This window comes from Geodermatophilus maliterrae, from assembly GCF_041018925.1.
Lineage (GTDB): Bacteria > Actinomycetota > Actinomycetes > Mycobacteriales > Geodermatophilaceae > Geodermatophilus > Geodermatophilus maliterrae.
The window spans coordinates 1-4,731 of the sequence record NZ_JBFNXQ010000174.1 but is presented as its reverse complement, the minus strand read 5'-3'; the positions used below and the strand labels follow the sequence as shown (position 1 = coordinate 4,731).

The 4,731-nt window shown below is 74.9% G+C and carries 5 protein-coding genes; all 5 read left to right on the top strand.

Annotated features, from left to right (window positions below; translation table 11 throughout):
• The coding region (locus tag ABQ292_RS26025) for a TerD family protein (protein ID WP_438940640.1) at positions 1-639 on the top strand (639 nt) is incomplete at its 5' end.
• Between the two features lie 94 nt (positions 640-733).
• Positions 734-1,384, top strand: a complete 651-nt coding sequence (locus ABQ292_RS26020) for a TerD family protein (RefSeq protein ID WP_369210600.1) — start codon at positions 734-736, stop codon at positions 1,382-1,384.
• 28 nt (positions 1,385-1,412) lie between these two features.
• A complete protein-coding gene (locus ABQ292_RS26015) occupies positions 1,413-2,756 on the top strand; it encodes a VWA domain-containing protein (RefSeq protein WP_369210599.1) in 1,344 nt (447 codons plus the stop codon).
• Between the two features lie 68 nt (positions 2,757-2,824).
• The gene (locus ABQ292_RS26010) at positions 2,825-4,030 is read left to right on the top strand and encodes an HpcH/HpaI aldolase/citrate lyase family protein (RefSeq protein ID WP_369210598.1); all 1,206 of its coding nucleotides are present in this window, start codon (positions 2,825-2,827) and stop codon (positions 4,028-4,030) included.
• The coding region (locus tag ABQ292_RS26005) for a phosphoribosyltransferase domain-containing protein (protein WP_369210597.1) at positions 4,027-4,731 on the top strand (705 nt) is incomplete at its 3' end. The genes ABQ292_RS26010 and ABQ292_RS26005, both read left to right, overlap by 4 nt.

Genomic DNA, 4,731 nt, shown 5'->3' with positions numbered 1-4,731 from the left:
GCGCGCTGCGGAGCGGCGACCGCCGGTCCGCCCCTAGAGCGCATGGGAGTCCAACAGATGGGTGTCAGCCTCTCCAAGGGCGGGAACGTCTCGCTGACCAAGGAGGCGCCGGGTCTCACCGCGGTCAACGTCGGCCTCGGCTGGGACGTCAACACGTTCGCCGGTGGCGACTTCGACCTCGACGCCTCGGCGATCATGATCGGTCCCGAGGGCAAGGTCACCCCCGACGACTCGGGCTTCGTCTTCTTCAACAACCTGCGCAGCCCCGACGGCTCGGTGGTGCACGTCGGTGACAACCTCACCGGCCAGGGCGAGGGCGACGACGAGGTCATCCAGGTCGACCTGGCCTCCGTCCCGCCGAACTGCCAGAAGATCGTCTTCCCGGTCTCGATCTACGACGCCGACAGCCGCAAGCAGAACTTCGGCGCCGTCCGCAACGCCTTCATCCGCGTGGTCAACCAGGCCAACGGCTCGGAGATCGCCCGCTACGACCTGACCGAGGACGCCTCGGTGGAGACCGCCATGGTCTTCGGCGAGCTCTACCGCAACGGTGCCGAGTGGAAGTTCCGGGCCGTGGGCCAGGGCTACGCCTCCGGCCTGCGCGGCATCGCGCAGGACTTCGGCGTCAACGTCGGCTGACCTCCGGCTCACCCGCCGGGCCCGGACGGCACCCGTCCGGGCCCGGCGCCCTGCCCGGCACACCTGCGCACCCCGAGCCCCGGAGGTCCCCGTCGTGGTCGACTACACCCGCCGACCGTCCGCCCCACCCACGACCCCCGCCGGCGGCGTGAGCCTGTCGAAGGTGACGCTCACCAAGGGCGCGCCGTCGGTCTCGCTGACCAAGGGCCACGGTGCCGGCGGGCAGATGCGGGTCAACCTCAACTGGGAGTCCGGCCGCCGGGGCCTGTTCTCCAAGGGCAGCGCCGTCGACCTCGACCTCGGCTGCCTCTGGGAGACCGCCGACGGCCGCAAGGGCGTCGTCCAGGCGCTGGGCAACGCCTTCGGCGCGCTCGACCGGCCGCCCTACGTGCTGCTCGACGGCGACGACCGCTCCGGCGCGAGGAGCGGCGGGGAGAACCTCGTCGTCAACCTCGACCACCTCGACGCGATCCGCCGCGTCCTGGTGTTCGCCTACATCTACGAGGGCGCGCCCGACTGGGCCGCGGCCAACGGCGTCGTCACGCTGTACCCGCAGGGCGCCGCACCGATCGAGGTCCGCCTCGACGAGCACGCCGCCGGCGCCCGCTCCTGCGCCATCGCGCTGCTGACCAACTCCGGCGGCGCGCTCACCGTGCAGCGCGAGATCCGCTACCTGCGCGGCGTGCAGCGCGACCTCGACAGCGCCTACGGCTGGGGTCTCGACTGGACGAGCGGGCGCAAGTGACCCCCCCGGCTCCCCGCGGCTGAGCGCCGTGGTCCACGTCCTCACCCGCGGCGGCAACGTCGGCCTCGTGCAGGCCGGCCTGACCGGACCCGTGGTCGTCACGCTCACCTGGACGCCGGCGCCCGGCGTCGACGCCGACCTCTCGGCGTTCCTCACCACCGCCGCCGGCCGGGTCCGCAGCGACGACGACTTCGTCTTCTACAACCAGCCCTCCGGCGCCGGCGGCGCGGTGCGCCACCTCGGCAAGACCGCCCGTGGTGGCGCCACCGTCGACCAGGTCCGCATCGACCCCGCGGCGCTGCCGCCCGACGTCGAGAAGGTCGTCATCGGCGCCTCGCTCGACGGCGCGGGCACCTTCGGCGGGCTGTCCGGCCTCGCCGTCGAGGTGGCCGCCGAGGGCCGTCCGCCCGCCGTCCGGTGCGAGCTGGCCGCCGGCCCGGAGACCGCGCTGGTCTTCGCCGAGGTCTACCGCCGCGGGCCGGAGTGGAAGGTCCGCGCCGTCGGGCAGGGCTTCACCGACGGCCTGGCCGGCATGGCCACCGACGTCGGCGTCAGCGTCGACGACGAGCCCGCCCCGGCGCCGGCCCCGCCGCCCCCCGCGGCACCCCCGGTCAGCATGGAGAAGCGGCGGCTGGTCGACCTCGAGAAGAAGCTGGCCGGCTCGGCACCGCAGATGCTCAGCCTGGTCAAGACCGCCGGCGTCAGCCTGGAGAAGCGCGGGCTGGACGAGCACACCGCCCGGGTCGCGCTGGTCCTCGACATCTCCGGGTCGATGGCCGCGCTCTACCGGGCCGGCGCCGTGCAGCGGCTGGCCGAGCGGGTGCTGGCGCTGGGGCTGCGCTTCGACGACGACGGCGTGGTCGACGTCTTCCTCTTCGGCCAGAACGTGCACCGGCCCGAGCCGGGGCTGCGGCTAGAGGGCCACCAGCAGTACATCGCCGACCTGTCCCGGCAGTTCCCGCTGGAGTACGACACCCGCTACGGCGCGGCGATGGCCGCCGTCCGGCAGGCCTACTTCGGCGACAGCCGCGAGCGCGCCGAGCCCCAGCCGGCGCAGGTGCCGGTCTACGTCATGTTCCTCACCGACGGCGCCCCCAGCGACAAGTCGGCCGCGACCAGGCAGATCAAGGCCGCGTCGTTCGAGCCGGTGTTCTGGCAGTTCATGGGCATCGGCCCGGAGCGGCAGTTCTCCTACCTCCAGCGCCTCGACGACCTCGAGGGCCGCTACACCGACAACGCCGACTTCTTCGCCGTCTCCCAGGACGACCTCATGGGCCGCCGGCCGATCAGCGACGACGCGCTGTTCGACCGGCTCATGACCGAGTACCCCGACTGGCTCCGCCGGGCGCGCGCGCAGGGCCTGCTCCGCTGAGCAGCCGGCCCGCGACCGCGTTGCCCTCGACCGACCCCACGTCCCGCACGGGGTGGAAGGGAGCGACCGTGCGCCACTTCGCGTACCTGACCGACGACGAGCGCGGACGGCTCTTCGCCGTCCCGCCGGAGGAGGTGGGGCCGGCCACCCAGCGCGGCGTGCTGGCCCTGGCCCTCGGGGCCACGCTCTACAGCCCTGGCACCCGTCCGGCGCTCGACGCCGACGCCGAGCGGGCCGCCGCCGTCGGGGCCACCAGCGTGGTGTGGTGCCTCGAGGACGCCATCCCGCACGCCGCCGTCGCCGACGCCGAGGCCAACGTCGTCGCCGCGCTGCGTCGGCTGTCCCGCCGGGTCGACGACGGCGAGGCGCCGGTGCTGCCGCTGCTGTTCGTGCGGGTGCGCACGCCCGGGCAGATCCGCTCGCTGGCGCTGGCCGCCGGCCCGGCCCTGGCCCGGCTCACCGGCTTCAGCCTGCCCAAGGCCACCGGGACGACGCTCGGCCCGATGCTCCAGGCGATCGCCGAGGTGAGCGCCGCGACCGGGCACCCGCTGTACGGTATGCCGATCCTCGAGACGCCCGACCTCGCCTACCGGGAGACCCGCGCCGAGACGCTGGCCGTGCTGGCCGACGTGGTGGCCGCGCACCGCGACCAGGTGCTCTGCCTGCGGGTCGGCGGCACCGACCTGTCGGGCCTGTTCGGCCTGCGCCGCGACCGCCACACCACCATCTGGGACGTCGCCGTCGTCCGCGACTGCCTGGCCGACGTGGTCAACCGCTTCACCCGCGGCGGCGAGCACGTGGTCACCGGCGCGGTGTGGGAGCACATCCCCGGCGGGCCCCGGCTGTTCAAGCCGCAGCTGCGCCAGTCGCCGTTCACCGAGCAGCACGAGACCGGCCTGCGGCAGCGCATGATCGACGACGACCTCGACGGCCTGGTGCGCGAGGTCGCGCTCGACAAGGCCAACGGCGTGCTCGGCAAGACGGTCATCCACCCCGCGCACGTCTCGGTGGTCAACGCGCTGCTCACCGTCTCCCGCTCGGAGTACGACGACGCGCTGGAGGTCCTCACGGCCCGCGGTCGCGGCGGCATCGCGGTCTCCGGGCACGGGCGGATGAACGAGATCGGGCCGCACGCGCTGTGGGCCGAGCTGGTCAGCCGCCGCGCCGCGGTCTACGGCGTGGTCGCCGACGAGGCCGCGCTGGTCGAGCTGCTCGCGGCCGGGCAGCGCCGGCTGGCCGAGGTGTTCGCGGCGGGGGAGGCCCGGCGCGCGTGACCACGCTGACCACTGGTGCGGTCGACCTCGGCCGCACCGTCTCCCGGCTGCTCGGCGTCGGGGTGAGCGACCCCGACCGCTTCGCCGCGCTGTGCGGCCTGGCGCTGCGGGACAACCCGCGCCGAGCCCACCTCGTCGTCTCCCGGGTGCTCGGCAAGCACGTCCCCGTCGCGCCCGCCGCCGTGCTGGGCGCCGGTTCGGCGGTGGGCGACGCCGTCGCCGCCGTCCTCGGGGCCGACGTCCCCGGTCTGGTCGTCGGCTACTGCGAGACGGCGACCGGCCTGGGCCACGCGGCCGCCGCGCGGCTGGCCGCGACCTACCTGCACACCACCCGCCGCGTGCACCCTGACGCGCCGGTGGCCGCCGCCTTCGAGGAGGAGCACTCGCACGCCGTCGCGCACGCGCTGCAGCCCGCCGGCGACGTCGACCTCGCCGCGCCCGGGCCGCTGGTGCTGGTCGACGACGAGCTGACCTCGGGCCGGACGGTGCTCAACACCGTCGCCGAGCTGCACGCGCGCTGGCCGCGCGAGCGCTACGTCGTCGCCACGCTGCTCGACGCCCGCACCGCCGCCGCCCGGCAGGCCTTCACCGAGCGGGCCGCCGCGCTCGGGGTTCGGGTGGACGTCGCCGCCGTCCTCACCACCGGGCTGGCGTTCCCCGCCGACGTCCTCGACCGGGCCGCGGCCGCCCGGGCCGCGCTG